General features: G+C 62.1%; 27 protein-coding genes. 13 read left to right on the forward strand and 14 right to left on the reverse strand.

From position 1 onward, the window contains the following. Positions 1–115 precede the first annotated feature (115 nt). The 4 genes from AC1DWZ_RS05575 to AC1DWZ_RS05590 all read left to right on the forward strand — a co-directional run bounded on the left by AC1DWZ_RS05575 (position 116) and on the right by AC1DWZ_RS05590 (position 4942). On the forward strand, positions 116–2125 hold the full coding sequence (locus AC1DWZ_RS05575; protein ID WP_477167880.1) for a methyl-accepting chemotaxis protein: 2010 nt from the start codon (positions 116–118) through the stop codon (positions 2123–2125). A gap of 170 nt (positions 2126–2295) precedes the next feature. After that, complete coding sequence (rpmB, locus tag AC1DWZ_RS05580; RefSeq protein ID WP_477167881.1) at positions 2296–2601, forward strand: 50S ribosomal protein L28; 306 nt, start codon at positions 2296–2298, stop codon at positions 2599–2601. A gap of 185 nt (positions 2602–2786) precedes the next feature. Further along, on the forward strand, positions 2787–3617 hold the full coding sequence (locus AC1DWZ_RS05585; protein ID WP_477167882.1) for a gamma-glutamyl-gamma-aminobutyrate hydrolase family protein: 831 nt from the start codon (positions 2787–2789) through the stop codon (positions 3615–3617). A 524-nt stretch (positions 3618–4141) separates the two neighbouring features. Beyond that, positions 4142–4942 (forward strand): exodeoxyribonuclease III, encoded by an 801-nt coding sequence (locus tag AC1DWZ_RS05590; protein ID WP_477167883.1) that lies wholly within the window; start codon positions 4142–4144, stop codon positions 4940–4942. Positions 4943–4957: 15 nt separating this feature from the next. On the opposite strand, the gene AC1DWZ_RS05595 is transcribed toward AC1DWZ_RS05590, so the two are convergent. Beyond that, positions 4958–5317, reverse strand: coding sequence for a hypothetical protein (locus AC1DWZ_RS05595; protein WP_477167884.1), 360 nt, complete (start codon positions 5315–5317; stop codon positions 4958–4960). 272 nt (positions 5318–5589) lie between these two features. Continuing rightward, on the reverse strand, positions 5590–6459 hold the full coding sequence (locus AC1DWZ_RS05600; protein WP_477167885.1) for a DMT family transporter: 870 nt from the start codon (positions 6457–6459) through the stop codon (positions 5590–5592). Between the two features lie 225 nt (positions 6460–6684). On the opposite strand from AC1DWZ_RS05600, the gene AC1DWZ_RS05605 reads away from it, so the two are divergent. Beyond that, the gene (locus tag AC1DWZ_RS05605; protein WP_477167886.1) at positions 6685–7539 is read left to right on the forward strand and encodes an AraC family transcriptional regulator; all 855 of its coding nucleotides are present in this window, start codon (positions 6685–6687) and stop codon (positions 7537–7539) included. 95 nt (positions 7540–7634) lie between these two features. Here the strand turns inward: AC1DWZ_RS05605 and AC1DWZ_RS05610 are convergent, their stop codons facing one another. Together AC1DWZ_RS05610 and AC1DWZ_RS05615 are read right to left on the reverse strand one after the other, a co-directional pair. Beyond that, positions 7635–8066: a cupin domain-containing protein gene (locus AC1DWZ_RS05610; protein WP_477167887.1), complete on the reverse strand. Its 432-nt coding sequence runs from the start codon at positions 8064–8066 to the stop codon at positions 7635–7637. Positions 8067–8180: 114 nt separating this feature from the next. After that, positions 8181–8348 (reverse strand): hypothetical protein, encoded by a 168-nt coding sequence (locus AC1DWZ_RS05615; RefSeq protein ID WP_477167888.1) that lies wholly within the window; start codon positions 8346–8348, stop codon positions 8181–8183. A 424-nt stretch (positions 8349–8772) separates the two neighbouring features. Between AC1DWZ_RS05615 and AC1DWZ_RS05620 the strand changes: the two genes are divergently transcribed. The 3 genes from AC1DWZ_RS05620 to AC1DWZ_RS05630 all read left to right on the forward strand — a co-directional run bounded on the left by AC1DWZ_RS05620 (position 8773) and on the right by AC1DWZ_RS05630 (position 11046). Beyond that, positions 8773–9195, forward strand: a complete 423-nt coding sequence (locus AC1DWZ_RS05620) for a GFA family protein (protein WP_477167889.1) — start codon at positions 8773–8775, stop codon at positions 9193–9195. Between the two features lie 103 nt (positions 9196–9298). Then, positions 9299–10348, forward strand: coding sequence for a class I SAM-dependent methyltransferase (locus AC1DWZ_RS05625; RefSeq protein WP_477167890.1), 1050 nt, complete (start codon positions 9299–9301; stop codon positions 10346–10348). Next, on the forward strand, positions 10345–11046 hold the full coding sequence (locus tag AC1DWZ_RS05630) for a pseudouridine synthase (protein WP_477167891.1): 702 nt from the start codon (positions 10345–10347) through the stop codon (positions 11044–11046). Before AC1DWZ_RS05625 ends, AC1DWZ_RS05630 begins: the two co-directional genes overlap by 4 nt. Before the next feature lie 3 nt (positions 11047–11049). Here the strand turns inward: AC1DWZ_RS05630 and AC1DWZ_RS05635 are convergent, their stop codons facing one another. From AC1DWZ_RS05635 to AC1DWZ_RS05655, 5 genes are all read right to left on the reverse strand, one after another. Continuing rightward, on the reverse strand, positions 11050–11718 hold the full coding sequence (locus tag AC1DWZ_RS05635; RefSeq protein ID WP_477167892.1) for a CPBP family intramembrane glutamic endopeptidase: 669 nt from the start codon (positions 11716–11718) through the stop codon (positions 11050–11052). Positions 11719–11911: 193 nt separating this feature from the next. Beyond that, positions 11912–12184 (reverse strand): DUF4242 domain-containing protein, encoded by a 273-nt coding sequence (locus AC1DWZ_RS05640; RefSeq protein WP_477167893.1) that lies wholly within the window; start codon positions 12182–12184, stop codon positions 11912–11914. Between the two features lie 157 nt (positions 12185–12341). Then, positions 12342–12572 carry a DUF1127 domain-containing protein gene (locus AC1DWZ_RS05645; RefSeq protein WP_477167894.1) on the reverse strand — a complete coding sequence of 77 codons (231 nt, stop codon included), beginning with the start codon at positions 12570–12572 and terminating at the stop codon, positions 12342–12344. A gap of 2 nt (positions 12573–12574) precedes the next feature. Next, a complete protein-coding gene (locus tag AC1DWZ_RS05650; RefSeq protein WP_477167895.1) occupies positions 12575–13096 on the reverse strand; it encodes a GNAT family N-acetyltransferase in 522 nt (173 codons plus the stop codon). A gap of 101 nt (positions 13097–13197) precedes the next feature. Continuing rightward, a complete protein-coding gene (locus AC1DWZ_RS05655) occupies positions 13198–15873 on the reverse strand; it encodes an ATP-binding protein (RefSeq protein ID WP_477167896.1) in 2676 nt (891 codons plus the stop codon). A gap of 356 nt (positions 15874–16229) precedes the next feature. Between AC1DWZ_RS05655 and AC1DWZ_RS05660 the strand changes: the two genes are divergently transcribed. Continuing rightward, positions 16230–16514 carry a hypothetical protein gene (locus AC1DWZ_RS05660; RefSeq protein ID WP_477167897.1) on the forward strand — a complete coding sequence of 95 codons (285 nt, stop codon included), beginning with the start codon at positions 16230–16232 and terminating at the stop codon, positions 16512–16514. A gap of 125 nt (positions 16515–16639) precedes the next feature. Here the strand turns inward: AC1DWZ_RS05660 and AC1DWZ_RS05665 are convergent, their stop codons facing one another. Beyond that, the gene (locus tag AC1DWZ_RS05665; protein WP_477167898.1) at positions 16640–16867 is read right to left on the reverse strand and encodes a hypothetical protein; all 228 of its coding nucleotides are present in this window, start codon (positions 16865–16867) and stop codon (positions 16640–16642) included. A 212-nt stretch (positions 16868–17079) separates the two neighbouring features. Then, positions 17080–17880 carry an SDR family NAD(P)-dependent oxidoreductase gene (locus AC1DWZ_RS05670; RefSeq protein WP_477167899.1) on the reverse strand — a complete coding sequence of 267 codons (801 nt, stop codon included), beginning with the start codon at positions 17878–17880 and terminating at the stop codon, positions 17080–17082. A 141-nt stretch (positions 17881–18021) separates the two neighbouring features. Here AC1DWZ_RS05670 and AC1DWZ_RS05675 point away from each other — a divergent pair, with 141 nt between their 5' ends. From AC1DWZ_RS05675 to AC1DWZ_RS05685, 3 genes are all read left to right on the forward strand, one after another. After that, positions 18022–18558 carry a MarR family winged helix-turn-helix transcriptional regulator gene (locus AC1DWZ_RS05675; RefSeq protein ID WP_477167900.1) on the forward strand — a complete coding sequence of 179 codons (537 nt, stop codon included), beginning with the start codon at positions 18022–18024 and terminating at the stop codon, positions 18556–18558. A 100-nt stretch (positions 18559–18658) separates the two neighbouring features. Continuing rightward, positions 18659–20167, forward strand: a complete 1509-nt coding sequence (locus AC1DWZ_RS05680; RefSeq protein ID WP_477167901.1) for a YifB family Mg chelatase-like AAA ATPase — start codon at positions 18659–18661, stop codon at positions 20165–20167. Positions 20168–20255: 88 nt separating this feature from the next. Next, positions 20256–21776 carry a right-handed parallel beta-helix repeat-containing protein gene (locus AC1DWZ_RS05685; RefSeq protein WP_477167902.1) on the forward strand — a complete coding sequence of 507 codons (1521 nt, stop codon included), beginning with the start codon at positions 20256–20258 and terminating at the stop codon, positions 21774–21776. A 9-nt stretch (positions 21777–21785) separates the two neighbouring features. On the opposite strand, the gene AC1DWZ_RS05690 is transcribed toward AC1DWZ_RS05685, so the two are convergent. The 3 genes from AC1DWZ_RS05690 to AC1DWZ_RS05700 all read right to left on the reverse strand — a co-directional run bounded on the left by AC1DWZ_RS05690 (position 21786) and on the right by AC1DWZ_RS05700 (position 23457). Next, on the reverse strand, positions 21786–22205 hold the full coding sequence (locus tag AC1DWZ_RS05690; RefSeq protein WP_477167903.1) for a thioesterase family protein: 420 nt from the start codon (positions 22203–22205) through the stop codon (positions 21786–21788). Positions 22206–22224: 19 nt separating this feature from the next. Further along, a complete protein-coding gene (locus tag AC1DWZ_RS05695; RefSeq protein WP_477167904.1) occupies positions 22225–22911 on the reverse strand; it encodes a GNAT family N-acetyltransferase in 687 nt (228 codons plus the stop codon). Positions 22912–23025: 114 nt separating this feature from the next. Further along, entirely contained in the window at positions 23026–23457 is a 432-nt protein-coding gene (locus AC1DWZ_RS05700; protein WP_477167905.1) for a universal stress protein, read from the reverse strand. Between the two features lie 355 nt (positions 23458–23812). Here AC1DWZ_RS05700 and AC1DWZ_RS05705 point away from each other — a divergent pair, with 355 nt between their 5' ends. Then, a complete protein-coding gene (locus AC1DWZ_RS05705; protein WP_477167906.1) occupies positions 23813–25132 on the forward strand; it encodes a hypothetical protein in 1320 nt (439 codons plus the stop codon). Positions 25133–25194: the final 62 nt, after the last annotated feature.

The following is a 25194-nucleotide window of genomic DNA, read 5'->3' on the forward strand; positions in this document are numbered from 1 at the left end:
TCTTACAAATGTTCGAATTGAGTGTGGGCCGATTCACGACCGTTTAACGGACGCCTCCTATCGTTCGATCATTGCAGCGTGGGAGCGCTGTCATATCTGGCGATTGAGGGACGATATGAGCAAATCATTCGGAATCGCGGCCAAGCTGGCACTGGCCATTTCGCTGTTCGCGCTGCCCGTCGGCTTCACGATTTACATGCTCTATGACTCCCAGCAGATCGCCATCGATTTTGGCAACAAGGAAGCCCAGGGCAATCTCTACCTGCGGGAACTCCGGCACGGCCACGGCACACTGCTCAGCGGTGGGGATCCCACTGCTATCGCCACGACCCTCGCCAAGGCGGAAGTGGATTTCGGCGATGGCATGCAGTCGACCGATCAGGCGGCTGCGGCCGAGGCCGCGCTGAAATCGGCGAAGCCCGCCGACGCGGCACCCGCTATTCGCGCCCTTATCACGCAGGTGGGCGACAAATCGAATCTCATCCTCGATCCCGACCTCGACAGCTATTACGTCATGGACCTGGTGCTTTTGAAAGTGCCGGACCTGCTCGACCGCGTTACCGCGGTTGCCGACTATGCCCGCGCCCACAAGGATGCAGCAGGCGGCAGCTATACCAACAAGGACGTCGGCGAGTTCCTGAAACTGGATGGCGGCTTCAACACCGTGGTCGAGGGCGCAGCCGGGTCGCTGGCTTCGGCTTATAGCGGCAGCAAGAGCAATCTCTTTGACCGCGTCGATATCCTGCCCGACCGGTTGGGCAAGAGCTATGACGCCATGAAAGCAGCCCTTGCCGCGTTCTCGGCAACCTATATGGAGAGCGAACTCGCCGGTGGTACGCAGAAGCTTGATCTCGATACCATCGCTGCTGCCGAGAAGACCGCCCGGGATTCCATCCTGGCCTTTGGCGATGCCAATGACGCTGCGCTGGCCGAGCTTTTGGACGCCCGTGTCGGCAGCTTCGTCGCCGACCGCGTGATGACCTTTGCGATTACTGCGGTGCTGTTTGCCTTGGCACTTCTCGGCACCATCCTGTTCATCCGTCGCTCCGTGACGCGGCCGGTCAACGATCTGGCCGGGCTCATGGAACAATTGGCGGAAGACCGCACGGATATCACCGTCGGCCTCACTGCGCGCGGCGACGAATTGGGCCGCATGGCGCGGACTGTCGAAACCTTCCGCCAGGGCATCAGCCGGCGTCTGGAACTGGAGAGTGCGGCGCAGGCCGAGGCACAGCGCCGTGAAGCGCAGCTCCGTGACATCCAGGCGCTGTGCACCGAATTCGACCAGGCCTTCGTCAACGCCGTGGGATCGATGATCGGCAGTGCCGGCGATCTCGAACAGCAGTCGGAGGTGATGCGCTCCGCCGCCCAGACCTCCGGCCGCCAGTCCGAGAATGTCTCGCGGCTTGCCGCCATCGCCGCCGGCAATGCCCAATCGATCGCCAGCGCCATCACCGAAATGTCGGCCTCGATCTCGGAGATCGGGCGCCAGGCGGAAACCGCGACGCAAACCGCCGAGACGGCGGTTGCCCGGGCTTCCGACATCGGCCGTATCGTCAATGGCTTGACCGAAGTGGCTGGCAAGGTCGCCGGCGTCCTGGGGCTCATCCGCGATATCGCCAGCAAGACCAATCTCTTGGCCCTCAACGCCACCATCGAGGCAGCGCGCGCTGGCGAAGCCGGCCGCGGTTTCAACGTGGTGGCGACCGAGGTCAAGAGCCTCGCCCACCAGACCACCGAGGCCACGGCGGAGATCGAGGCCCAGATCGCCGGCGTCCAGCGCACCGCCCAGGAGGCTGCTGACGCCATTTCCGAGATCACCCAGGTCATCAACGGCATGAACGCCTCGACCGGCGCCATCTTTGCCGCCGTCACCCAGCAATCGGCCGCCACCCAGGAAATCGTCCGCAACGTCACCGAAGCCACAGCCAAGACCCAGGAGGTGGCCAGCGTCATCTCAGAGGTGAAGTCCGCGGCCGACACGACCGGCCAGCGCTCCGACCGGGTGCTGGAGGTGGCTGGATCGGTCAACGGCCAGGCAGGGTCGCTGAAATCGGTGGTTGAGCAGTTCCTGGGCCAGTTGATCAGCACCGCCGGTAAGGACGGAGCCCGGCGCCGCGCCTGAATACGCACCTGGGGAAATGCCCTCATTCGGGGGCCATTCCGGGGGTTCCTCAGCGGGAATCGCCTTGACGAAACAGGCCTTAGACCGTAAAACCCGCCCCGAGCTGGCCGGAGGTCCGTACTTCCGGCCCCTTTATTTTCGCTAAGTGTTTGGATTAGAAGGATTCAGTTATGTCCCGGCGTTGCGATATCACAGGCAAGGGCGTGCTGGCCGGCAACAATGTCAGCCATGCCAACAACAAGACCCGCCGCCGTTTCCTGCCCAACCTCCAGGAAACCAAGCTGCTGTCGGATACGCTGGGCCTCCAGATCCGCCTGAAGCTGACGACCCATGCCATCCGCTCGATCGAGCATAATGGCGGTCTCGATGCCTATCTGGCCAAGACGGCCGACAAGAACCTGCCGGATACGGCCCGCCGCCTGAAGCGCCGCATCGAAAAGGCCGCTGGCAAGGCTTCTGCCAAGGCCGCTGCCTAAGCGCCTCCGGTTGTTGGACGATTTGAAAGGCCCGCATGAAAATGCGGGCCTTTTGTTTTGCTGGCCCGCTAAGATGTGTGGCCCGCAAAGATGTGTGGTCCGTCCCGCGCTCAGGGCGGGTTGTGGTCGGGGGTGTCGATGGCTAGATTCCGGGCAGCCATCGCCAACAGCCACCGAGCGAGATCATGACCAAACCGGCCCCTTACCGCCTGCAGCAGACCCTGCCCACGGACGCGCCCATCATCGCCGTGCCGATGTGCGTGAAGTTCATTGATGGCCAGAATTATCATACGGTTGGCGAGAAATACCTGACCGCCCTCATCGACGGTGCCGGCGCCTATCCTCTGTCCTATCCGGCCCTCGGCCCGGCTTTGCCGGTCGAGGCGCTGCTTGACCATGTCGATGGTGTCCTCTTTACCGGCAGCCCCAGCAATGTGGCGGTCGAGCATTACAATGGCGATCCCGACCGCGACGACAGCCCGCAGGATCCCGGCCGCGATGCCGTCACCCTGCCGCTGATCCGGGCAGCGCTGGCCCGCGATATCCCGCTCTTTGCCATCTGCCGTGGCTTCCAGGAGCTTAACGTGGCGCTGGGCGGCACGCTGCATACCCGCATTCATGAACAGCCGGGCAAGCTCGACCATCGCGGTGCAGACGGCCCCTATGACGCCATCTACGCGCCGGCCCACAAGCTGCACCTGGAAGCCTCCAGCCAGTTCGCCAAGATGCTGGGCACCGAGGAGACGGTGATCAATTCCGTGCACTGGCAGGCGATCAACCGCCTGGGCGACGGGCTGGTGGTCGAAGGCCGCGCGCCGGACGGCGTCATCGAGGCCGTGCGCGTCAGCGGCAAGCGATTTGCCATGGGTGTCCAATGGCATCCGGAATATCGCTGCGTCGACAATCCGGATTCGATGCAGCTGTTCCGCGCCTTCGGTGCGGCGGCGCGCGCCTATGCGACAGACCGCCGCGCCAAGCTCGCCAGTTCCAAGAATGCCAAGGGCCAGGCTGCATAATTCGCGGCAGTCTCCAGTCCTAGGACTGGAGAATTCTCCGACCCTGGCGCTCGCGAAACCTGATCATTTTCTTGTGAAGGCGGGATTCGCGCGGCGATTCCAGATACTTCCGAGTTATGCAGCGGTGCGCAGTCTGAATTGCATTCTTTCAGAATCGCACCTCTTGAATTCAGGTGTATCAACATCATCTAAGACATATGCGAATGGCGGCAGTTGCAATGACTGACGCCAGCACCGGAAGCGGTCTCCCCCACCGTAACCGGACTCCGATAATACGGAGTGTCGAACGCCCGGTCCTCCCCTGACCGGGCGTTCATATTTTCTGGGTCCCGCTTCCCGCTGATCCGCTTTCGTGAATTCGTGAATTCTGCACATCATGTGGCAGCGCCGCCGCACTTATGCAGCCGTGCAATACCGCCCCCCAACATTGGCATCCGACATTGGCGCCATTGCTGGACGCAAACCGAGTCGACATGCGACTGAGGACCGCCTTCCCGTCATGGTCTTGAAACGGATGTCAGCCGATGCGCATCGCCACCTGGAACATCAACTCGCTGCGCCTGCGCATCGACCTGCTGCGGCGCCTTGCCGTCCAGGAAGGTCCCGATGTCATCTGCCTGCAAGAAATCAAGGTCGAGGACGGGCTGTTCCCGCTGGAGGCCGTGAAGGCACTGGGCTACCCCCATGTCCGCTTCCACGGCATGAAGGCCTATAACGGCGTCGCCATCCTGTCGAAGATTCCTTTCAAGGTGATGGACCCGCAGGATTGGTGCCTCAAGGGCGATGCGCGCCACGCCCATGTCGTCCTCGACGGCGATGTCGAGCTCCACAATTTCTATATCCCGGCCGGCGGCGACATTCCCGACCCGGACAGCAATGTGAAGTTTGCCCACAAGCTGCAATTCCTCGATGAGCTGCGCGATCATTTTCTGGCCGGCACCAAAGCCGGCGCCTCGGCCAAGGGCAAGGCGATCATGGTGGGCGATCTCAACATCGCTCCGCTCGAAGACGATGTCTGGTCGCACAAGCAGCTGCTCTCGGTCGTCAGCCACACACCGATCGAGGTCGAGAAATTGAACGCCGTGCAGAAAGCCGGGAAATGGGTCGATGCAGTCCGGCAGGTGACGCCGGCGCCCACCAAGCTGTTCTCCTGGTGGAGTTACCGCTCGGCCGATTGGACGGTGAATGATCGCGGCCGCAGGCTCGATCATGTCTGGGTGACACCCGCCATCTCGAAGCGGGTGCGCCACGCCAATATCCTCCGGGACATGCGCGGCTGGACCCAGCCCAGCGATCATGTCGCGGTCATGGTCGATATCGACTGACGATAGAGGGCGCGCTTACGCCAGACGCAGTTCCTCGTCGATCTTCTCCAGCAGGAAGAGTGCGACCGGCAGTCCGTGTGGTTCTGCTGCATTGCGCGCGGTCAATTGTGCGAGCGGCAGCAGCCTGGTGGGGCCATCCTGCGCCGCGCACAGGTAATTCATCGCAGAATCGCCGGCCTTGATGAAGCGATCGACCATCTGCGCCCGCGTGCCGACCCAATCAAGGTGGCGGCCAAGCGTCCGCGTCGACAGGCGGTCCGCGGCATGGATCCGCATCTGCTCCAGCAGGCGGTCGGCGATCTGTTCATAGACGTCGGCCAGCGCCTGCAGGGTCGCCATGGCATTGGCGGGTTCTTGATCAATACGGGACCGCATGGCTATCCGTCGCCGCACGGGCATCGTGGCGACCATGCCCTTTGTGACACTTTTGGAATTCCGTCCGCGCTCTGCGCCCATGATGCGTCCTCATTTGCTGGCAGGCGATCCACCCTGCTGCTCCAGGATGGTCCAGCGCCGATGGGAACAGAAGCGATGGGCATGACTCTTTCACGCCAATGACTAATCGAAATCCGACAGCGGTCCAGGCATCCGCCCGATGTGCCGAACTTCATATGCACACATATGGATCACGTGAAAATTTAGAAAGTCTATGCAGGCCGCTCGTGCCAGACATAGGCCAGCAAGGTCATGAAGATCAGGCCACCGCCGAGCAGGGTCGCAAAGTCGGGCACCTCGCCGAACAGCAGCCACACCCAGAGCGGGCCCAGGGGTGTCTCGATGGCGCCCAGCAAGGCGGTCTCGGTCGCGGGCAGACGCTGCGCACCCTTGGCGTAAAGCACGAAGCCGATGCCCGATGTGATCGGACCAAACAGAGACAGCCAGAAGATGTCCTTTGGCGCGACATCCTGGGGTGATGCGAAGGGCAGCGCCATCAGTGCCGTGAGCAAGCAGGCAACTGCGCCTACCGCCACCATGGGCAAGCCTGGATGGCGACGCAGATGAACGGTGATGAGCGCCATCAGCAAGGTCATCAGCAAAGCAAGGCCATCGCCCATGAGATTGTCAGCGAAACCACCTCTGGCACCTGCCGCAAAGGAGGGCGCCATCATGATGGCAATGCCGATGGCCGCGACAAGACTGGCCACCAGGGCTGCGCGGCTGGGTGGCTCGCCGAGCATGAGATAGCTGAGAATCGCCGCGGCGAAAGGCACTGCTGCGTAGATCAGCGAAACCTTCGCGACACTCGTATTGTCGAGGGCGGCGATGAACACCACCATTGCCAGCGCCGAGAGAATGGCCGCGCGCCAGAATGGTGTCCCGGCCTGGTACAGCATGCGCCAGCCTTGGGATCCATCGCGCAGGCGCATGAACAGGAACAGTACCACCGACCCCAACCCGCCGCGCCACACCAGCATGGTCCACAGATCGGTCTCCACCACGCGCGTGAAGAACCCGGCCGTGCTCCACGCCAGAGCCGCACCCACGATTAGGCAGATGCCCAAGCGGCGTTGCGCCATGCGAGCATCCAAGACCCCGGACGATTGTGTCGCCATCATTTCCCCGAAAATCGCCCCGTCCTGAAAATCAGACCGCTCCGCAGCAGTTTTGCATGGATAGAATGGGCGGCAGCAGGCTGAAGGTCCCGGAAAGGCGACAAAGAATAGTGGGAAACGGCCACAACCTCTCATATTCTGGGCCTCTCATATTCTGATGTGAGACCGTCAGCGAAGGACGTGCTTGTCATGGCGCATCCACAGAGAAAGTTTCTGGCACAGAAGAAGTTTCCGGCAAGCACGCACCACGAGATCGATGCGCAATGGTTCGATGTCGATGCCGTGCCGGTCCCGGTGCTCGTGGTGCCGATCAACTATCCGGCCGATTGGCATATCGAGCCGCACAGCCACAGGAAGGCGCAGCTCATTTATTGCTGCACCGGAATCATGACGGTGGAAACCGCCCATGGCCAATGGGTGGCGCCGCCCAACCGCTGCGTGTGGATTCCAGGCGGCATGGAACATGAGATCGTGATCAATCAGGCAGCCGCCATGCGAACGCTTTATGTCGAGCCCGGTGCGCGGCCCGATTTGCCGCCGACCCCGCGGACGATGTCGGTGTCGCCTTTGATGCGCGAGCTCATCCAGGCGGCGGTGATTTCAACGCACGCACCAGACCCGGCTGACTTCGCGCCAGGCACGGCGAACGGCCATCTTGCCGAGGTATTGCTCGACCAGATCGAGACCTTGCCGGTGAGCGAGCTGCATTTGCCTTATCCCAGCGACCGACGGCTGCTGCCCATTTGCGCGAAGCTGACGGCAGACCCGGCCGACCGCCGCAGCCTCAAGGAATGGGCACAGCATGTCGGCGCCTCGGATCGCACCATCGAGCGGCTGTTCATGACCGAAACCGGCTTCACCTTCCACCGCTGGCGCGAGCAGATGCGCCTGCTGCGCAGCCTCACTCTGCTGGGCAGCGGACATGCCGTGAAGAACGTCGCACTCGAACTGGGCTTTGCCAATCCCAGCACCTTCATCGCCATGTTCCGCAAGATCATGGGCGTCACGCCCGGTGCCTATCTCAAGGACAGCGGCGGGCGCTAGGGTTTGGCCGGACCAAGGCGTTGCCACGGCCTGAATGTCTGCAACGGGTGGAAAGCAGACTCTCGGCAGCGGTACCGACAGTATGCCCAGGCGGGCTATGCGGGTGGCAGATCAAGGCCGTTCGGGAGTGAGATCCAGATGACAGTTTGCGCCTCTGCGGAATGGCGTGAGAGATGGCCCTTGCCGTGTGTGTCCTCCACCAACACGAAGCTACCCGCCGGAACGTGGCGCACCCCTCCGTCGCTCGTCTCGTAGTCGACCGAACCATCCAGCCTGACCGTAAGCACCGGCTCTGGGACCGTATGCCAAGCAACCTCGCGCATGCCCGCCGGGATGCGGGTGAGGCGGACGCGGGACGCCGGATAGCTGGCCGAGACCTCGAACGGCGTGGCGTCCGGGTGCACCGAAATCTTCGTCGTCGGCAATTCGACTTGATCGAAATGCGACTCGCCATCCGGCGTGGCATAGATACGCAGGCACTTCATTGCGGCTGATTCCTTTTGGTCCGGCATGCTGAAACGCAGCATGCCTTCCATGGATGAAGCTGGGTAACACCACGGGCCTGGTGCGAGAGTCCGGTGTGGGTGGCGAGCGGAACTTCGCCGTTCGAGCGGTTGAGTCCAGACCCCAGGCCAGGGCGCCTAGGCAGCGGGCTTCTGTGCCTTGGCCACGGGTGCCGTGTGATCCCCAGTATGATCCTGGGGCAGCTTCTGTCGCTCGGCCTCTGTTGCCTTGTCGGCGATCTTGTCCGGTGGGCGCGATATGAGGCGGGGGCTGTCACCGATCACGTCGAAGTCGAAACGGGTCATGGTCTGGTCTCCTGGGTTTGAGAGACCGCCCTCTGCCCAGACCCAAACCCATGATTCCAATGACTGGAAATGCAAAGGCCGCCTGGTAGAAGGCGGCCCTGGTTTGAAAGCGTGGATGCAATATCCCTCAGGCCGCCGGGTCGTACCAGCGGTACCAAAATCGCTGACCGAGTGCGGCAGCGGCGAGGGAAAGGTTCGTGTTCATGGGGTGGAGATTAGCGTCGGCGCCTGCGGCTGGCAAGCCCCTGCAAAAACTGTCCGGTGCTCCACCAATCAAATCATCATCGTCAGTTCGTCATGGTACGCCTTCGCTGACCATGACGATAAGAGGCGCCTTCCTAACGGGCCAGAGAGGGTCGCTCCGGCGACAGCCTCGCAACCGGCGGCCAGACCAAGCTTTGGAACGTATCTGGAGGAGACTGCCATGAGCCATCATGCCAAAGGCGGCTGCCTATGTGGCGCTGTGCGTTATGAAGTGACCGGCCCCCTGCGCCCGGTGATCGCCTGCCATTGTTCGCAATGCCGGCGCGCAACCGGTCACTTCATGGCAGCGACCGCCGCCGCCCGCGGCGACATCAAGATCATGGGTGGCGACAATCTGACCTGGTTCGTCTCGTCGGAAACGGCCCAGCGCGGCTTCTGCCGCCTGTGCGGATCGAACCTGTTCTGGGACGGCAAGGGCCTGCCCTATCTCAGCATCACGGCCGGCAGCCTTGACGGACCCACCGAGCTCAAGCTCGACCGGCATATCTTCGTCAGGGACAAGGGCGACTACTACACGATCAGCGATGGCGTCGCGCAGTCCAAGGAATTCGAAGATTACGACCCGGTGCCGCCCAAGGCGTGACGTACCAGAGGGGCGTGACGTACCAGAGGGGCGTGACGTACCAGAGGGGCGTGACGTACCAGAGGGGCGCGACAGCGAGCCCAATTTCCGCTAGATCATCGCCATGATCGATCCTGCCCTCGATACCCTGTTTCTGCCTCTTGCGACCGGCGCCCTCGCCTGGCCGGCCGAGGGCGATATTCTGTTTCTGGGTGCCCGCATGGGGGCGGCCCTGCGGGCGGCGCCCAGACACCGGCTGATTTGCCGGCAGGGTTTTCTGCCCTTTGCCCAGGCCTTGTCCCTGAGTGGGTTCCCACCCGATAGAGATGCCGCAACGCCGACCGGTCCCTTCCCGCTCATCCTCAGCCTGCCACCGCGCCAGCGGGACGCGGCGCGCTATATCCTGGCGGATGCGGTGGCGCACGCCGCCCCCGGCGGAATCGTGGTCGCCTCCGTCACCAACAATGAAGGCGCGCGATCAGTCGAGGCGGATCTGGCAAGCCTTGCCGGTACCGGCTGCTCATTGTCCAAGAACAAATGCCGCGTCTTCTGGGTGCGCATCGATCCCGCGAAGATCGACCAGGTGCTGCTCGCCGATTGGCTCGCGCTGGGGCAGCCGCGCCGTATTGCCGATGCGCGGTTCCTCAGCCGCCCCGGTCTCTTTGCCTGGGATCGTATCGATGCTGGATCGGCACTCCTTGCCCAGCATCTGCCCAGCGACCTTGCCGGCCATGGCGCCGATCTTGGTGCCGGCTTCGGCTATCTCAGTGCCGAGCTGCTGGCACGCTGCCCGCGGGTGACGGCGCTCGATCTTTATGAGGCGGAACGAGATGCGCTGCTGCTGGCGGAAGAGAATATCAAGCCGCTCGCCGGCAAAGTAGCGCTCGATTTTCTATGGCACGACGTCACCACCGGGCTGCAGCGGTCTTATGATGTCATCGTCAGCAACCCGCCCTTCCATACCGGCAAGGCGGACCGCACCGATCTCGGCCAATCCTTCATCGCGGCCGGTGCCAAGGTACTGCGTCCAGGTGGGCGGATGCTGCTGGTGGCCAACCAACATCTCCCTTATGAGACGGTCTTGCGCGAGAACTTCACCGGAAATGGTGCTGGCCACAAAATCCTGGCCGTCGCCGATGGCTATAAAATCATCGAGGCCGTGAAAGCGTCATGAAGCTTGTGAAACATCTTGCCAATCTGGGCTACGGCAGCCGCAAGGAGATGATGGCGCTCATCCGCAACGGCCGCATCACCGATGCTGCCGGAGCCGAGCTCGATTTCGACACGACCATCCCGCACAAGGAACTCCGCTTCGACGGCAAGCCGCTGGACCCCGATGCCAGCGCCGTCGTCATGCTGAACAAGCCGCTGGGCTTCACCTGCTCCACGAAGGATCCCGGCCGCATCGTCTATGACATTCTGCCGATGCGCTTCCGCTTTCGGAAACCGCCGGTCTCGCCCATCGGGCGCCTCGACCGCGATACCACCGGGCTGCTGCTGTTCACCGCCGATGGTGCCTTTTTGCACCGCGTGATCTCGCCCAAATCCAACGTGCCCAAGGTCTATGAAGCGACCCTCGCCCGCCCGCTGGCCGGCGACGAGGTCGCGATCTTCGCGAGCGGCACCATGATGCTGGAATCAGAGACCAAGCCCCTGCTGCCGGCGGAACTTGAGGTCACCGGCGAGAAGACTGCGCGCCTCACCCTGCATGAAGGCCGCTATCACCAGGTCCGGCGCATGTTCGCAGCGACCGGCAATCATGTCGACACCCTGCACCGGTCGGCCGTCGGCGGCCTGACATTGGGTGATTTACCGGAAGGCCAATGGCGCGAACTCGGCGCCGACGAGGTGGCCAAGATCATCGTCGCCTGACCGTCAGGCGAAGGATAGAAAATCCAGCAGGTAATGCGCGAGGCCGATCGGCCAGAGCGATCCTGTGCGATGATAGCAAGGCATGGCGAGTAGCGAAAACAGGGCCACGCCGATCATATTGCCGATTCCGGTCCACCAGTGAAAGGCCGTGAAGACAATTGCGCTGGCGAAGACGATGATCGTTTCATTGGCCGTCACGCGCCGCAGGGCATAATAGGCAAGCTTGCGGAAGACCAGTTCTTCCTGAAAGGCGACCAAGGCAATGCCGATGGTGAGGTCGAAGAGATAGAGCCCGCCCGACGGCCGCGGATAGGTGCCCAATGCCGTTCCCGGCATAAAGCCGCCCAACATCCGATCAAGCGGTGTCATCTTGAAGAGAAAAACAAAGAGGGCAATCCACAGGAATGCTTCAAACGGATCGACGCGAAGCCGATCTTTCTGACGCAGGCACCATTGGCCCGCCGGCAGCACCAGGATGACGCTGATCGACAACAGCCGTCCGCCATAATCGGCGATCAGCCAGAGCAATGCTTCCGTCATGAACAAGCGGGTCATCTGCGTCGGCAGCATGGCAAGAACGGCAGCTGCAAAACATAAGAGGAGAGCTGCTGTGCTTGGCCTGCCGGCTAAATCGTCGGCGGTGGTGGGCGTGATTGCGATTGGGTCGTGCACTGCATCCCCAATAGAGTGATTTCAGCTCAATCTATTCATCTGGGGAAAATTTGCATCGGCTGGCCGACGCAATCGTGATGCGCATCACCCAAATGCGCAAGCGCGAAGAAGGGCGGAAGCCTTGCAAAAGCCTCCGCCCCTCGGGGTGCAAAGCATAGGGGGCAAACTTTGGGGGTCTCAATCCACGGCAGGTCTATTGATAGAAATAGGGATCAAGCACGCGAACTTCGGAAATCTTGTCGACTGGCAGGTTGGTCTTGCCCGCCGCCCGCCGGATAGCTTCCGGGTTCGGTCCGTCATAGATACAGTAGGATTTCTTCTTGTCGGTGCTGACATAGGAATGCACCCAGGTCACACCATCATTGAGGTTGGTGTCGACCACAGTGCGGCAGGCCTTGGCGCCATCATCGTTGATGGGAATGATGAGCCCGGCGGCAAATTCACGTTCCACCACATAGCGCGGCATTTTGTTTCTCCTGGTCCGAGGTCCGGGAAAGTCCGGTATGGCGCAAGCTAGCGGACCGATTGGGGGCGGACATCGGGAATCCTCCCCATTTTTCCGCCTGCCGGATTGGGCCCCAAGCCAGCCCCCGGCAGCATGCCCCTACAGCATTCCGGGGAGACTATCGGTGCCAGGATTTCTTTTGGAATTCCACCTCGACATCGGCGCGTGACAGGCCGATATCGCGGAGCATGTGATTGCTCAGCTGGTGCATGCGGCGGCGCTGACGCCCCCGCTCCAGCCATAGCAGGAAGGCCTCGATGATGCCGCGCAGCCGGCCGGCAATGGCGAGCTGGGGCATGCCGCGGACGGGCACATCCGGGCACGGGTTGGCGCAGATCGGTTCCTTCATGATCAGAGCTCCAGCTCGAAGAAGCGGAGCCAGTCACTGAGATAATCGGGCATGGCATAATAGGCAGGTATCTCGCAGAACCCGGCGCGCTCATAGAGCCGGATGGCTTCGCCCTGTCGCTTGCTGGTGTCGAGCCGCATGACGCGGTATCCAGCTTGCTTGGCATCGAGAATGATTCGTGCGGTGAGTGCGCGGCCGATGCCCAGTTCGCGGAATTCCTCCGCCACGAACATCCGCTTCATTTCACACACACCGACACCGAGGTTGCGCAGGGCCACGCAGCCGGCGGGTTGCCCATCCTCGTAGGCGATCAGGAGCGAGCCATGAGGCTGGGCATATTTGCCCGGCAGTCCGGCCAGTTCATCGTCAAACGCATGCTGATCGAAATAGCGATTGACCAGGGTGATGTCTTCGACATGCCGGGCGCGATGCCATGCCACGAAGGCCCGCATCAGGGCGCGGACATCTTCCAGTTCCGACTTGCTCGTGGCCTGAACGATTCCGTCTATCAGACTTCGTTCCATGAGTTGCTGCTGCATCGCACACACCTTGCAAAATGTCGCCGGAGGATTCCGACGTTGTGCAAGTTAGGGGGCCGGAATCATCCGAACATCGGGAAGATTCCCTATTTTTTTGCCGATCGCGCCTCAGGTACAGCAAATGCCAGGCCCAGCCGATAGGCAGCAGCCGCAGCTTCGCCGCGCGAGCGAACACCAAGCTTGCCGAGGATCGACGAGACATGATGATCCACGGTCTTTTCCGAGACGAACAGGCGTCGCGCGATGTCGGCGTTGCGGCGACCCTCGGTCAATTGCTCAAGAACGCCAAGCTCGCGCGTGGTGAGGCCATGGGGATTCTGCTTCGTGCGTTCCTGTGCACCGCGCGCAATGCTGCGGATGCCGCCAGCGCGCAGCTTGCGGCGCAGGATGCCGGCCATGGGTGCCGCCCCCAACTCCTCGAATATTTTCAAGGCGCGGCGCAGATCTTCTTCCTGATCGCTGTCTGCAAGCGCCATCGCCAATTCATAAGGACAGCCGATATGTTCCCAGATCGTCGCAGCTTCGTGCCACTTGCCGGCGATCTGGCGCGCGAAGGGGTCGGCAATACAGGCTTTCCGATCGATCGCACCTTCGCAGCGCCAGAGCCAGAAAGCGAGTTCGCCCTGCATCCACGGGTCGGACTGTTTCAGTGCCGCCTGATAGGCCGCGCGAACTTCTTCCGCGACGTCGGGCAGCCTGCCCTTGAACCAGGCTATTTCCGCACGCGCGGCAATGATAGGCCCAATGCGTTGCATTTCACCGGTGGGGACCGCAAGGTCCAGCGCCTCGTTGAGCGGTGCATCAGGGTCCGGATCGCCACGGCGCGCACGTACCAGCCCCAGGACCATCAATGCCTGGATCTTGCTGATCGGCGCCACGCACGGGTTGGAAATGACCGCCTGTGCTTCATCTGCGGCGAGATCCCAATGACCTTGCGCCAGATGAACCACCGACCGCGCCGCGCTCATGTAGCGGATCCAGGAGACCAGCTCATGCGCCTCGCAATAGGCGATGCCTTCTCGGAGGTAGCGAATGGCGCAGTCCAAATCGTGAAGCCGGATCGCCGTGGTCGCAAGATTGGTATAGGCACGGCCGGCATGCTCTTGAAGGCCCGCATCAAGCGCCAGTTTCAGGCTGTGTTCCAGATCTTCATAACCCTGCAGATCCATGGACGTGGCTCTGGCAGTGCCGACATTGTTGAAGGCGTGGCTCAATATCTCCGTGTCATTCAGCGCCGTCGCCAGGTCGATAGCCTTCCGGCCCCAATGCAGGGTGGGTTCCGGCTCATTGTTCAGCATGTGCAATTGCGACCGGTTGCTATAGGCAAAGGCCAGTTCGCGGCCGGGCGTCAGTGATTCCAGCATCTCGATCGCCCCGGCGGCAAAATGCTCGGCTGCATCCTTTACACCATTGAACCAGGAGAGGCGCGACAGCCAGCGCAGGCTGTCGCCGATCTTCAGCGGATCGCCGACCGCGCGCCATAATTTCAGCGCAACCTCCCGGGCTTCGAGTGCCTCGGGAATATGTTCGATGAGATAGAACTCGTATGACAGCTTCTCAAGAAGATCGGCACGGCAGGCGTCGGCCCAGCCGCCCGCATGCCGCAGGGCTGTTTCATAATGTGCCGCCGCCTCGCGGTGCGCGCTCAGAGCTGCCGCACGCTCGGCAGCAAGCGGTGCATAGCGGAGAACAGCCTCGCTGTCGCCGGCACGGTCCGCATGATGAACGAACCGCGTCGTCGGAATCTCGCTGCCGATATGGCGCAGCAGAGTCTGCAGGATGCGCGCATGCAGTTCCTGCTGCTGCGGCACCGGCAGATGTTCCTCGACCGCGCGGCGCGCCAGTTCATGGCGGAAGGCCAGCGATCCGTCGGGGAGCGCCACCATGCCGACGGCCAGACATTCCTGGATTGCTTCGCCGGTCTTTGCACCGGATTTGCCGCCACTCTTCTCGGAGGCCTTGTCGATCAGCCATCGCTCGGTCTTGCCTGGAACGAGAGAGACGAGGTTGGCGATGGCGCGGGCGGGCTCCGACAATCGCGCCAATCGCGCAATGACAGCGTCGCGCACGGTGGCCGGCACGTCGGGTGCCGCGACCGCCAGCGCTTCCGTGACAAAGAACGGATTGCCGCCGGTAACCTCATGGAGGCCCGCAGCGGAGCGGCCGGCCTCCTGTGCCAGGGAAGCCACGGCAGCGGCACTGAGCGGCGCCAGTTGCAGCCGGTGCATCGCGGCCGCGGGCAGGTCGCCGAAGACCGAGCGCAGTGGATGCCGGGCGCCCACCTCATCGTCGCGGTAGCTGAGAACCAGCATGATTCCCAGCCGCTGCAGCCGGCGGCCGAGATACTTGACCAGATCCAGCGTGGCCTCATCGGCCCAATGCACGTCCTCGAACACCAGGATCGTCGGCATCGGGCCCTGGGCCAGATAGTCCATGGTGACGTTGAAGACAGCCTCGCGCTGGGTCGCCGCCGAGATCGCCTGGGTAAACTCGCTCCCGGCCTGGCGCGCGATGTCATAGAGCGGCGCCAGCGGGTGCGGCGTGAAGAGCGCTTCGCAGCCGCCCCAGAATATGCGGGCGGAAGTGGCGCGGGCCGGAACGCGTTTAGCGCCATCCAGCTGGCGCGCGAACTGCTGCAACAGCGAGGTCTTGCCGATACCAGCCTCGCCGGCGACCAGCACGATGCAGCCGCTGCCGGTCGCGGCCTGATCCAGCCAGCCGTTCAGCGATTGAAGATATGTGTCCCGCTCAAGCAGCCCCATTCAAACAAAACTCCCCAGATCAAATCCTGACGGCATCCACCCTTAACGTCGTTCTGCAACGGCAGTTTGTTACGGCAATCTGTGACTCGGGCCGTGATCGCCGCGTGACTGATGCCGAAGATTGCTATGGTCGAATTTTGGATTCGGCAAGGTACAAGCACAATTGTCGGGCGCAAGTCTCAGAAGTGAACTCACACGCATACGTGAACGCCCATTTCCATCTTATCAAGGGGCACCGGTGCGTGCTGTGAACTGGATCACATCGGCCAGATCACATCAGGCGGTTGCACTTTCCTAAAATGCTTGCCAGTATTGTTCAGATTCTTCCACAGCAACCCTAAATCCAGGCCGCAGGATTGCTCACGGGTGTCTGTTTCTCACTCGTCGCCTTTATAGCCCTGAATTTTATCTGCCTATTCACCAGCGAGGAGGCTGCCGCCGCGAGCTTCGATTGCGCGGATGTCGAACTCTCCAAGCGCGATGAGGTGACGGCGACTGGTGTCAATCTTGAGGTGAAGGACTTGCTGACAGGCGATATGCCTTGCAACCCCGATTTCTCCTACGACGTGACTGCACTAGCAGCGACCGACGGATTCGTGGCTTTGGTCCGGACCATGCTTTCGTGGACAGGCGAGCTTTGAGACCTCGCAGGTACTTCCTCATCGCTGCCGTGGCAGTGGCTGGCGGCATTGTACTTTATTGGACTTATGCCGCCCGGACTCCGGAACTCACCAAGCCACTGCCGGAAATCGCACAAAACCTGCCTTCAAAATTCGACGATGGCGACGCCGTTTTTAAGCAGCGTATCCGAGACAGCTTTCCGGTTGGATCTCAGGAGCGAGACCTTATAAGTGCGCTCGCGCGCCAGGGGTTCGACATCTCCCGCCAGCACAGCATGGCAAATTTCGAGCGCCCAGGCCTGGTGTGCCGACTGGTCTGGCGGGTGTTTTGGGAGACAAACGGCGCCGGCATCATCCGGCGCATTGGCGGCCATTACGGTGGCGTCTGTCTTTGAACGTGCCTTTGAAGAAGTCCAGTTGCCAGATGAAGGGCGCTCATCGGTGTTAACGCTGCAGTGTAAGCAACACCACCCGCCGCACACGAAGGATCGTGTGGGCGGGTGGATAAGCGAGGAGGGTCTTGGGCTGTGCCCGGCTTGAACTGCTGCAGCTCAGGCGAAGAACGCTCTGCGTTCCCCGCCAGACATCAGAGTACTTTGTAACGAGGTGCCGGCTTATCGGTCTGTGTTGCCGCAAATAGCGCGGAGCGTGCGGTGTCGTAATTGTCCCAAAGCCCTATATCCGACACCGACGGCAGCGTGACGGCTTCGCCGCTATCGAGGCCAGCCAAAGCGGCATCGACCAGGTTTTCCGTCGTCATCACGGTGCCTTTGGTCAAAGCGGAGAGCGGAATACCGGACTCATCCCAAATCTCAGTGGCCGTCGAGGCCGGGAGGACGACCTGGACCTTCACGCCCGTCTCAGCAAGCTCCTGCTGAAGGCCGCGGCTGAAGTTCAGCACATAGCCCTTGGTGCCGCTGTAGACTGAGCTGACCGGCAGCGAATGCAGCGACAGAACCGACGCGATATTGATGATCTCGCCCGCGTTCCGCGACAGAAAGGCGGGCAGGACGGCCTGGGTGAGGCGCGTCAGCGCGGTGATGTTCAGGGCGATCTGCGAGCGGGAGTCTTCTGCGGATGACTGGGCAACCGGCCGGAGCCGCGCAAGGCCGGCATTGTTCACAAGGACATGAACCGCCGGATTGGTTGCGAGAATCTTTTCGACGCGGGCAAGATCGGACTCCTGCGCTAGATCGGCGCCGATCACCTCGACCTTCCTGCCATAGGCTTTCGACACCTTTGCCGAGAGGGCTTCCAGGCGGTCGACACGGCGCGCCACGAGGATGAGATCGTAACCCCGGGCGGCAAGACGGTCGGCATAGACGGCGCCGATGCCGGAGGACGCGCCGGTTACCACGGCGATTTTCGCTGAACTGGTTAGGGACATGGCGGTTTCCTATTTATTTGAGTGCTCAACTAATAGCGGGGAGCTCATTTAGTTGAGTGCTCAATTATCTAGTTGCGCCCCGGCCATTGTCAATGGTGCAGTGCTCAACTATTTTAGGGTATGGGCAAAAATCATGATCCGTTGACGCTAATCGGGGATGTGGGCGGGCCGGGCGCCAAGGCCGCCGACATGCTGGCCGAACTAGCCTGCACGAACACCGCGGTGCGCCGCGCAGCGCGCCGTCTCGGTCAATTATATGATGACGCGCTTGCGCCAAGTGGCCTCAAGGCCACGCAAGTTGGTCTGCTCGTACAGATCGACGGACTTACCGGCGACGGTGATCAAGGCCCAACCTTGCAGGCTTTGGCAGATCGGCTGGCGATCCGGCTCTCGGCGCTGACCCACGCCTTGCGGCCGCTGGTGCGGGACGGACTCGTGGAGGTGCGCCACGACGCCCACGACAGACGCGTAAAGCACGGCGTTCTGACGCCCTTGGGCAAAGCCCGGCTGCAAGAGGCGCTTCTGCTATGGGCGGCCGTGAACCGCCGGGTGGAAACGGTCCTGGGACCGGCTGCAGAAACCTTGCGGGGCTTGGCGGACCGTATCGCCTCGCACGAATTTCTTGACGCTTATGCTGCCGACAAAAGATTTGTTCCGCGACCGGAGGATGAGGTGTGATCTCGCCGGGTTGTCAAAGTTGAGTGACTTTGCCAATATGCCCGGTATGATTGTTCTCGATTTGCCCCAGCAACCTTAAGTCCATACTACAGGATCACCCATGGTCGCCCGCGTTCGGACTGTAGCTTTCGAGGGAGTCGACGTGCGGCCGGTGGATGCGCAGGTGCAGGTATCGGGTGGGATGCCCGCCTTCACGCTGGTGGGACTGCCGGACAAGGCGGTGGGGGAGAGCCGGGAACGGGTGCGGTCGGCGTTGACGGCTATCGGCTTGGCACTGCCGCCCAAGCGCATCACGGTCAATCTGGCGCCGGCGGACCTTCTCAAGGAAGGCTCGCATTTCGATCTGCCCATCGCGCTGGGCCTGCTCGCCGCCATGGGTGTGATCGAGGCCAGTGCCCTGGATAGTTTCGTCGTGCTGGGCGAGCTCGGGCTCGATGGATCCGTAGCGGCGGTGGCTGGTGTCCTCCCCGCAGCGCTCCATGCCGCACAGCACGATCTGGGCCTCATCTGTCCGGCCGCCCAAGGGGGCGAAGCGGCGTGGGCGGGCGAGATCAATGTGGTGGCGCCCGGCAATCTGCTGGCGCTCATCCATCATCTCAAGGGTCAGCAGATCCTGGCGGCACCGGTGCCGAAGATCATGGAGGATGCTGGCTCCACTCTCGACCTCAGGGACATCAAGGGGCAGGAGAGCGCCAAGCGCGCCCTCGAGATCGCCGCGGCCGGCGGACACAACCTGCTGATGATCGGACCGCCAGGATCGGGGAAGTCGATGCTGGCGCAGCGCCTGCCCGGCCTGTTGCCGGGCCTGGGGCCGGCCGAGGCGCTGGAGGTCACCATGATCCACAGTCTCGCCGGCAATCTCGCCGAAGGACGCCTGTTGCGGAGGCGTCCGTTTCGCGACCCGCATCATTCGGCGTCACTCCCAGCCCTGGTCGGTGGCGGCCTGCGGGCGCGGCCGGGCGAGATAAGTCTGGCGCATCTCGGCGTCCTCTTTCTCGACGAGCTGCCGGAGTTCCAGCGCAGCACGCTGGAGGCGTTGCGCCAGCCGATGGAAACAGGCCGCGTCTCCATCGCGCGCGCCAATGCCCATGTCACCTATCCCGCCCGCGTGCAGGTGGTGGCGGCGATGAACCCGTGCCGTTGCGGGCATCTGGGTGATCCGGCGCAGGGCTGCGGCAAGGCGCCCAAATGCGCGCAGGACTATCAGTCGCGCATTTCAGGGCCGCTATTCGACCGCATCGATCTTCATGTCGACGTGCCGGCAGTGTCGGCTGCCGATCTCTCACTCCCGCCACCCGCCGAGGGAAGTGCTGAGGTCGCAGCCCGCGTCACTGCCGCCCGCGACCGCCAGGCCGCGCGCTATGCCGAACACAAACTGCGCTGCAATGCCGAGGTGGATGGCGAGCTGCTGGAGACGCTGGCTGCTCCCGATGCTGAAGGCCGGCGGCTGCTCACCCAGGCGGTCGAGAAATTCCGCCTCTCCGCCCGCGGCTATCACCGCGTCCTGCGCGTTGCACGCACGCTGGCCGATCTCGCAGGAGCCGCCGACGTCAAGGCACTCCACATCGCCGAGGCGCTCAGCTATCGGCGGCTGGCGCCGAGTCGCTGAACTGGCTTTATCATTTTAAATTGTATCATGTCATAATATATCATATTTTGGGGGTATATGTCGGCTTCAGCTCAGCGAGGGCGGTTCGATGCAACAGCTTCATGCGCATGATTCGCGGAGCCTGCAGCAGGCCTGCGACACAGCCCGGCCAGGGGATGTCATCCTGGTGCAAGGGGGACGCTATGACAGGGTTTCGAAACTAAGCCGCAAGACCGGAACGCGCGATAGGCCGATCACCTTCCGGGCGGCCGATCAGGCGTGGATATCGGGCGGGAAGCAGCCGGATCCGCATCTCGGTGGCGGCAATCCAGCACATGACGCACCGAACAAGCCGGGCGTCGACGATTTTGCCCTGCTGTTTATCGACAAATGCGCCCATATCACCATCGAAGGACTAAAGGTGCGCGACTGCTGGCCCAGCATCCTGTCAGTAAAGGATTCGTCGCACCTTATCGTCCGCGATTGCGACTGGCGGCACGCGACCTATGCCATTTTTGCCAAGGGCGAACAGACGTCGCATTTGCTGATCGAACGCAATCGATGGCAACAGGATGATTCTGCCGATCATCTGCTGTGGACCGAGCATGATTGGGCACGGGCGCACGGCAATGAAGGATCCGACGGTCTGCTTCGATATTTCAACGGCGGCTTCCTGTCAGCCAAGGCCATTCGCGGCAATGTGGTGGTGCGCCAGAATCAGATCATGGATGCCTATAATGGCATTCGGCTGAAATCCGGCGACACACCGCCGCCGCCCGGCGAGATGGCCGAGATCAATGCCGACGTGCACATCTTCGACAATGATTTTGTGCGCATCCGCGACAACCCGATCGAGCCGGAAGTATCCGCTTACAATTGGCATGTGCGCCACAATCGGCTGGTCGATTGCCATTCCTGGTTTTCCTTCGACGGCCTGAGCGGTGGGTTCTGGTATTTCTATGGCAACACCGGCACCTTCACCAGCCGGCAGGGCCAGCAAGGCATGCCCAGCCATACGATGGGTCGCGTTCTGAAGCTCAGTTATGAAATGCGGCCGCGCGGGGCGGCGTCGGAATATGTCGCGATTCATCCCTGGTTCGTCTTCAACAACTCCTGGCACCTGCGCTGCCCGCTCATCGGCGGTGCCAACCCGACGATCCCACCCGCCGGGGAAGGACCGGACTTCACGGCCTTCCTTGATTTCTTTAACAATGCCTTTCAATGGTGCGACCAGGAACGACAAGGGGCCTGGCTGTGCGAGAGTGTAGAAATGGTCCGCTATTTCGATTTCGCCCGCAGCCAGCAGGTCAAATTCGATTACAGCATCAGCAACCGCGCCAGCTATTTCACCGATATGCGACCCCATGGCAATGAGGCCAACGGGATCGGTATCGCGACGCCCGTTTTCGTGCCCCCCGCCGACGGCATTTTCAGTTTCCGGCTACCCGCCGGCAGCCAGGCACAAGGTAGCGGCGTAAAGCGAAACATGGCACAGGCCGGTGGAGCTCCATCCGCCGCAGCGACCTTGCAAGCCGACGGGAGCTTGAATCGCGGAGCATTGCAGGATTATGGCCTGATCGAGGTCCCGGCGCTGGAAGCACAGGCGGATCGGCTCCTGCAGCAAATCTAGCTGGCGTCGCTAGACGCGTGCCGCCTTCTCCGCCACCTTCGCGTTGAAACGGTCCCAGCGCACGACCGCGCGGTCGTGGGTGCCTTCGCCGATCAGCTCATGTTCGTCTTCGGCGCGCACCTGCCATTGCAGCCGCTTGCCGTCGACCCTGGTGCAGGTGACACGGACCGTGACCTTCATGCCCGGCGGTGTCGCCGCCACATGGCTGACATTGATGCCGACACCAAGACTTCCCTCGCCGTCATCGAGATGCGGGCGCAGCGCATCGATGCAGGCCCATTCCATCAGGCCCACCATGAAGCCGGTGGCAAAGACTGCCGGCATGGTGCGGAAATCGGCGGATGCCGGATAGAGGCTGGGCACCGTCTGCGCGTCTGTAACGGTGAAGGAAAAGACATGCGTGTCGCCGACCCTGAGCGTGTCTTTCATCTCTCCCTCCTCCTCGTGTTCAGGACGCCTCGATCAACGGCACATGCGGTGCGGCGCTGCGGGGCAGATGACCGGTGAGGCGCGGATCGTCCTGTACCTCGACCATGAAAGCATAAGGCTTGAAGCCGGCCTTCTGATAGAAGCCCAGGGCCGCCGGATGATCGAAGGTGCAGGTATGCACCCACATGCGGCTGATCGCCTGGCGACTGATCGGCTGGCGACTGATCGCCTGCTTGCCCATACCCTGGCTGTCGGGCCCGCGATTCCAGGCCAGGGCAATACCGCGGTCGACCAGGAAGCGGCCTGCACCTTTGCCGATCGCCCCGGGCACCAGGCCGAAGAAGGAAAGCTCACATTGCCCCGCCTCGCGGAAATCGAGCTCCAGGAGGCCTAGCACGGCATCACCTTCCATCAGGCGATAGAGATCGACATCGGCATCATCGAGGATGGCCCGCAGTTTTGCGTCTGCCATGTGGAGACGCGAATGCCACAGCCAATCCTGCCCAACCAGCCGGAAGAGCGCGCGGAACGCATCCAGCGACGGGCGCTGCCACGGCGTGAGAGCGAGGCTCGCATCACTGGCGCGCGGCGCCCGCGGCGGCGGCGGTGTCAGCATCTCAAGGCAGGTGACCACATTGGCGACCTGGCCAGGTTGGAGCGGTGAATAGCCGGATGGGAGCGGTGGATTGGACGGTGGATTGGACATGGGAGATGATCGGCCTGATAGGTGCGAAGCATAGGCCACCATCTCTACCGACCGCAGAGGCAAAAGAAAAGCCGCCCTCGCCGGACATATGTCGGGCGTGCCAATCGCCGGCGACTATTTGACGATCGTCACCGGTGCCTGGGCATGGGACACCACGGCGGTCGCAACCGACCCCAGGAACAGGCGCGCCAGTTCGTTGGTGGTGCTGGTGCCCATGACGATATGATCGGCCTTATTCTTGTCGGCGTAGGAGACGATGGCATCAGCGACATTGCTGCCCGAGGCAATGACGCAATCATAGCCATCGAACTTCACCGCCCTGGCAATCTTGACGGCCGACGCCAGCTGCTTATCGGCCTGGGCTGCCGCAGCATCGATCGATTCCGCGTCCCAATAATGCGTGCGGCGCGCGCGTGTCAGCACGACATTGACCGTGAGAAAGGTAAGCTTCGCGCCGGTCGCCTGCGCCAGTTCCACCGCGCAGCCCGCCACCCGTCCGGTGATCTTCGACCCGTCAACCGCGCAGAGAATTTTCTTGATGGCCATGGGTGTTTCCTCCGTTGTAACGCATGCTCAAAGGCACCCTTGCGGGGTGCGATATCCCCATCATGCAAGGAACCGTCGCGGGTGCCTTGACCTGAATCAAGCCGCGGGAAAAGCCGGCGCACGCATTCGGCAAGGCGGCACAGCCATTAACTTTTATTAACAACTATAGCGATAGTTTATTGGTGATTGACAGCTTTTTGTCGCATCGCCAAAGTTGTATCTCGATGCCATTGCAACCTGGGCGTCTATCGGTTGCGGGGATTGCAGACCGTGCTGATGGCGCTGCGGGCTGCCAACGTCGCGGTTCCGGACAATGTCACGCTGAAACGTCCGCGCCAGGGAACAGGGGGCAATCATGCGGGGACAATTCTTGGCTGGAACGGCCATCGCCTTGATCGCAGCCGGGTGTAGCAATGGGCAGATCGAGACGACATCGGGTTCGGTGACGATGGGCTTCGATTATGAAACGGTGGATCTGCCGCTGTTGCTGACGCGTGGCCCAAATGCCGGCGTGGCGCCGGCGAAAAGCGAATTGCCTGCCAGCACGCAAAATGACCTGGCGCTCGCTGCCTATCATAAATGGGAGCAGGAAACGGCCACGCCGGAGGAAGAAATCTCCTCGCGCAACCAGATTCAGGATCGGCTGATTGGCGCCTCCAACCAGCTCTGCCACAAGTACGAACTCTACATGCAGGATCTGAGTTCACAGGGCAACTTCTGGGCAGGATTGTTTACCACCGCGGCGGCGACCGCCGGTGCCCTGGTCAGCGGCGGCGCCAGCCAGATTTTTGCCGGCGCAGCAGCGGTTGCCAGCGGCGGCAGGGCCGAATTCAATCAGGATTTTTTCTACAAGGAAGCGGTGCCGGCCATCTTCAAGGGTATCCGCGCCAAGCGCACCGACGTGTTGAACGCGATCTTGGCGAAGCGGTCGCAGCCAGTCTCGGCCGCGACATTGGCAACCGATGGCAGCGAGGATGCGGCGTCGCCAGGCAATACAGTCGGCCGCATTCGCGTACCGGTGCAGGATTATACGGTGGAAGCGGCGATTGCAGACGCCATCGACTATCACTGGCAGTGCAGCCTGGCATCGGGCATCGCGCATCTTGGCAGCCTGGCGACCTTGTCGGAAGAGGTTGGCGTGAAGGCGGCACGCAATTTCAACAATGCCAATACCAGCGACGGGCGCGCCAGTGTCGCCATCTCCAATCTGTTGGCCGTTGGCCCCAGGGCACAGAGTGCGATCAACGCCTCGGCGACCGGTTTCCCGGCAGCGACCGCTGCCATGAAGCTGCCCAGCGGCAAAACCGTGAAAGACAGCGTGGCAAGCCGGCAGGCCGGACAAATTGAAAAGGTGACTGCCTGCACGGCAAGCGCCATGACAGCCGCCTCTTCGGTGAGCACGGCACAGCAGGCCGTGGCGGCGGCGCAAGGCAACGCAGATGCCGTGAAGCTGGATGCGTTGAACGCTGCGATTGCCAACGGCAATCTGATTGTCACGCAGATCCAGTTCGGCCCGACGCGCTTCTCCGACGAATTGAACGCGCTCAGCAAAGGCCTTGCTGCCTTGCCGGTGGATGCCGGGGGTGCTGCCGATCCTGCGGCGGTCGAAAAGGCCGTCAGCAAGGCATTCCCTGGCGACAAGCCGGCCGATCTCGGGTGCGAAACAAAGAAATAGCCCGGAGGGCAGGACAAGGGAGAAGAGCCCTATCGTCGTCAGATGAGGCTCTTTCCTGCCGA

Source organism: Dongia sp. P2_B8, assembly GCF_056404715.1.

What these genes read in the sequence shown, in the direction of transcription:
- AC1DWZ_RS05575 (WP_477167880.1), top strand. Translation starts at nt 116, where the DNA reads ATGAGCAAATCATTCGGAATCGCGGCCAAGCTGGCACTGGCCATTTCG.
- rpmB (WP_477167881.1), top strand. Translation starts at nt 2,296, where the DNA reads ATGTCCCGGCGTTGCGATATCACAGGCAAGGGCGTGCTGGCCGGCAAC.
- AC1DWZ_RS05585 (WP_477167882.1), top strand. Translation starts at nt 2,787, where the DNA reads ATGACCAAACCGGCCCCTTACCGCCTGCAGCAGACCCTGCCCACGGAC.
- AC1DWZ_RS05590 (WP_477167883.1), top strand. Translation starts at nt 4,142, where the DNA reads ATGCGCATCGCCACCTGGAACATCAACTCGCTGCGCCTGCGCATCGAC.
- AC1DWZ_RS05595 (WP_477167884.1), bottom strand. Translation starts at nt 5,317, where the DNA reads ATGCGGTCCCGTATTGATCAAGAACCCGCCAATGCCATGGCGACCCTG.
- AC1DWZ_RS05600 (WP_477167885.1), bottom strand. Translation starts at nt 6,459, where the DNA reads ATGGCGCAACGCCGCTTGGGCATCTGCCTAATCGTGGGTGCGGCTCTG.
- AC1DWZ_RS05605 (WP_477167886.1), top strand. Translation starts at nt 6,685, where the DNA reads ATGGCGCATCCACAGAGAAAGTTTCTGGCACAGAAGAAGTTTCCGGCA.
- AC1DWZ_RS05610 (WP_477167887.1), bottom strand. Translation starts at nt 8,066, where the DNA reads ATGCTGCGTTTCAGCATGCCGGACCAAAAGGAATCAGCCGCAATGAAG.
- AC1DWZ_RS05615 (WP_477167888.1), bottom strand. Translation starts at nt 8,348, where the DNA reads ATGACCCGTTTCGACTTCGACGTGATCGGTGACAGCCCCCGCCTCATA.
- AC1DWZ_RS05620 (WP_477167889.1), top strand. Translation starts at nt 8,773, where the DNA reads ATGAGCCATCATGCCAAAGGCGGCTGCCTATGTGGCGCTGTGCGTTAT.
- AC1DWZ_RS05625 (WP_477167890.1), top strand. Translation starts at nt 9,299, where the DNA reads ATGATCGATCCTGCCCTCGATACCCTGTTTCTGCCTCTTGCGACCGGC.
- AC1DWZ_RS05630 (WP_477167891.1), top strand. Translation starts at nt 10,345, where the DNA reads ATGAAGCTTGTGAAACATCTTGCCAATCTGGGCTACGGCAGCCGCAAG.
- AC1DWZ_RS05640 (WP_477167893.1), bottom strand. Translation starts at nt 12,184, where the DNA reads ATGCCGCGCTATGTGGTGGAACGTGAATTTGCCGCCGGGCTCATCATT.
- AC1DWZ_RS05645 (WP_477167894.1), bottom strand. Translation starts at nt 12,572, where the DNA reads ATGAAGGAACCGATCTGCGCCAACCCGTGCCCGGATGTGCCCGTCCGC.
- AC1DWZ_RS05650 (WP_477167895.1), bottom strand. Translation starts at nt 13,096, where the DNA reads ATGGAACGAAGTCTGATAGACGGAATCGTTCAGGCCACGAGCAAGTCG.
- AC1DWZ_RS05655 (WP_477167896.1), bottom strand. Translation starts at nt 15,873, where the DNA reads ATGGGGCTGCTTGAGCGGGACACATATCTTCAATCGCTGAACGGCTGG.
- AC1DWZ_RS05665 (WP_477167898.1), bottom strand. Translation starts at nt 16,867, where the DNA reads ATGGCCGCCAATGCGCCGGATGATGCCGGCGCCGTTTGTCTCCCAAAA.
- AC1DWZ_RS05670 (WP_477167899.1), bottom strand. Translation starts at nt 17,880, where the DNA reads ATGTCCCTAACCAGTTCAGCGAAAATCGCCGTGGTAACCGGCGCGTCC.
- AC1DWZ_RS05680 (WP_477167901.1), top strand. Translation starts at nt 18,659, where the DNA reads ATGGTCGCCCGCGTTCGGACTGTAGCTTTCGAGGGAGTCGACGTGCGG.
- AC1DWZ_RS05685 (WP_477167902.1), top strand. Translation starts at nt 20,256, where the DNA reads ATGCAACAGCTTCATGCGCATGATTCGCGGAGCCTGCAGCAGGCCTGC.
- AC1DWZ_RS05690 (WP_477167903.1), bottom strand. Translation starts at nt 22,205, where the DNA reads ATGAAAGACACGCTCAGGGTCGGCGACACGCATGTCTTTTCCTTCACC.
- AC1DWZ_RS05695 (WP_477167904.1), bottom strand. Translation starts at nt 22,911, where the DNA reads ATGTCCAATCCACCGTCCAATCCACCGCTCCCATCCGGCTATTCACCG.
- AC1DWZ_RS05700 (WP_477167905.1), bottom strand. Translation starts at nt 23,457, where the DNA reads ATGGCCATCAAGAAAATTCTCTGCGCGGTTGACGGGTCGAAGATCACC.
- AC1DWZ_RS05705 (WP_477167906.1), top strand. Translation starts at nt 23,813, where the DNA reads ATGCGGGGACAATTCTTGGCTGGAACGGCCATCGCCTTGATCGCAGCC.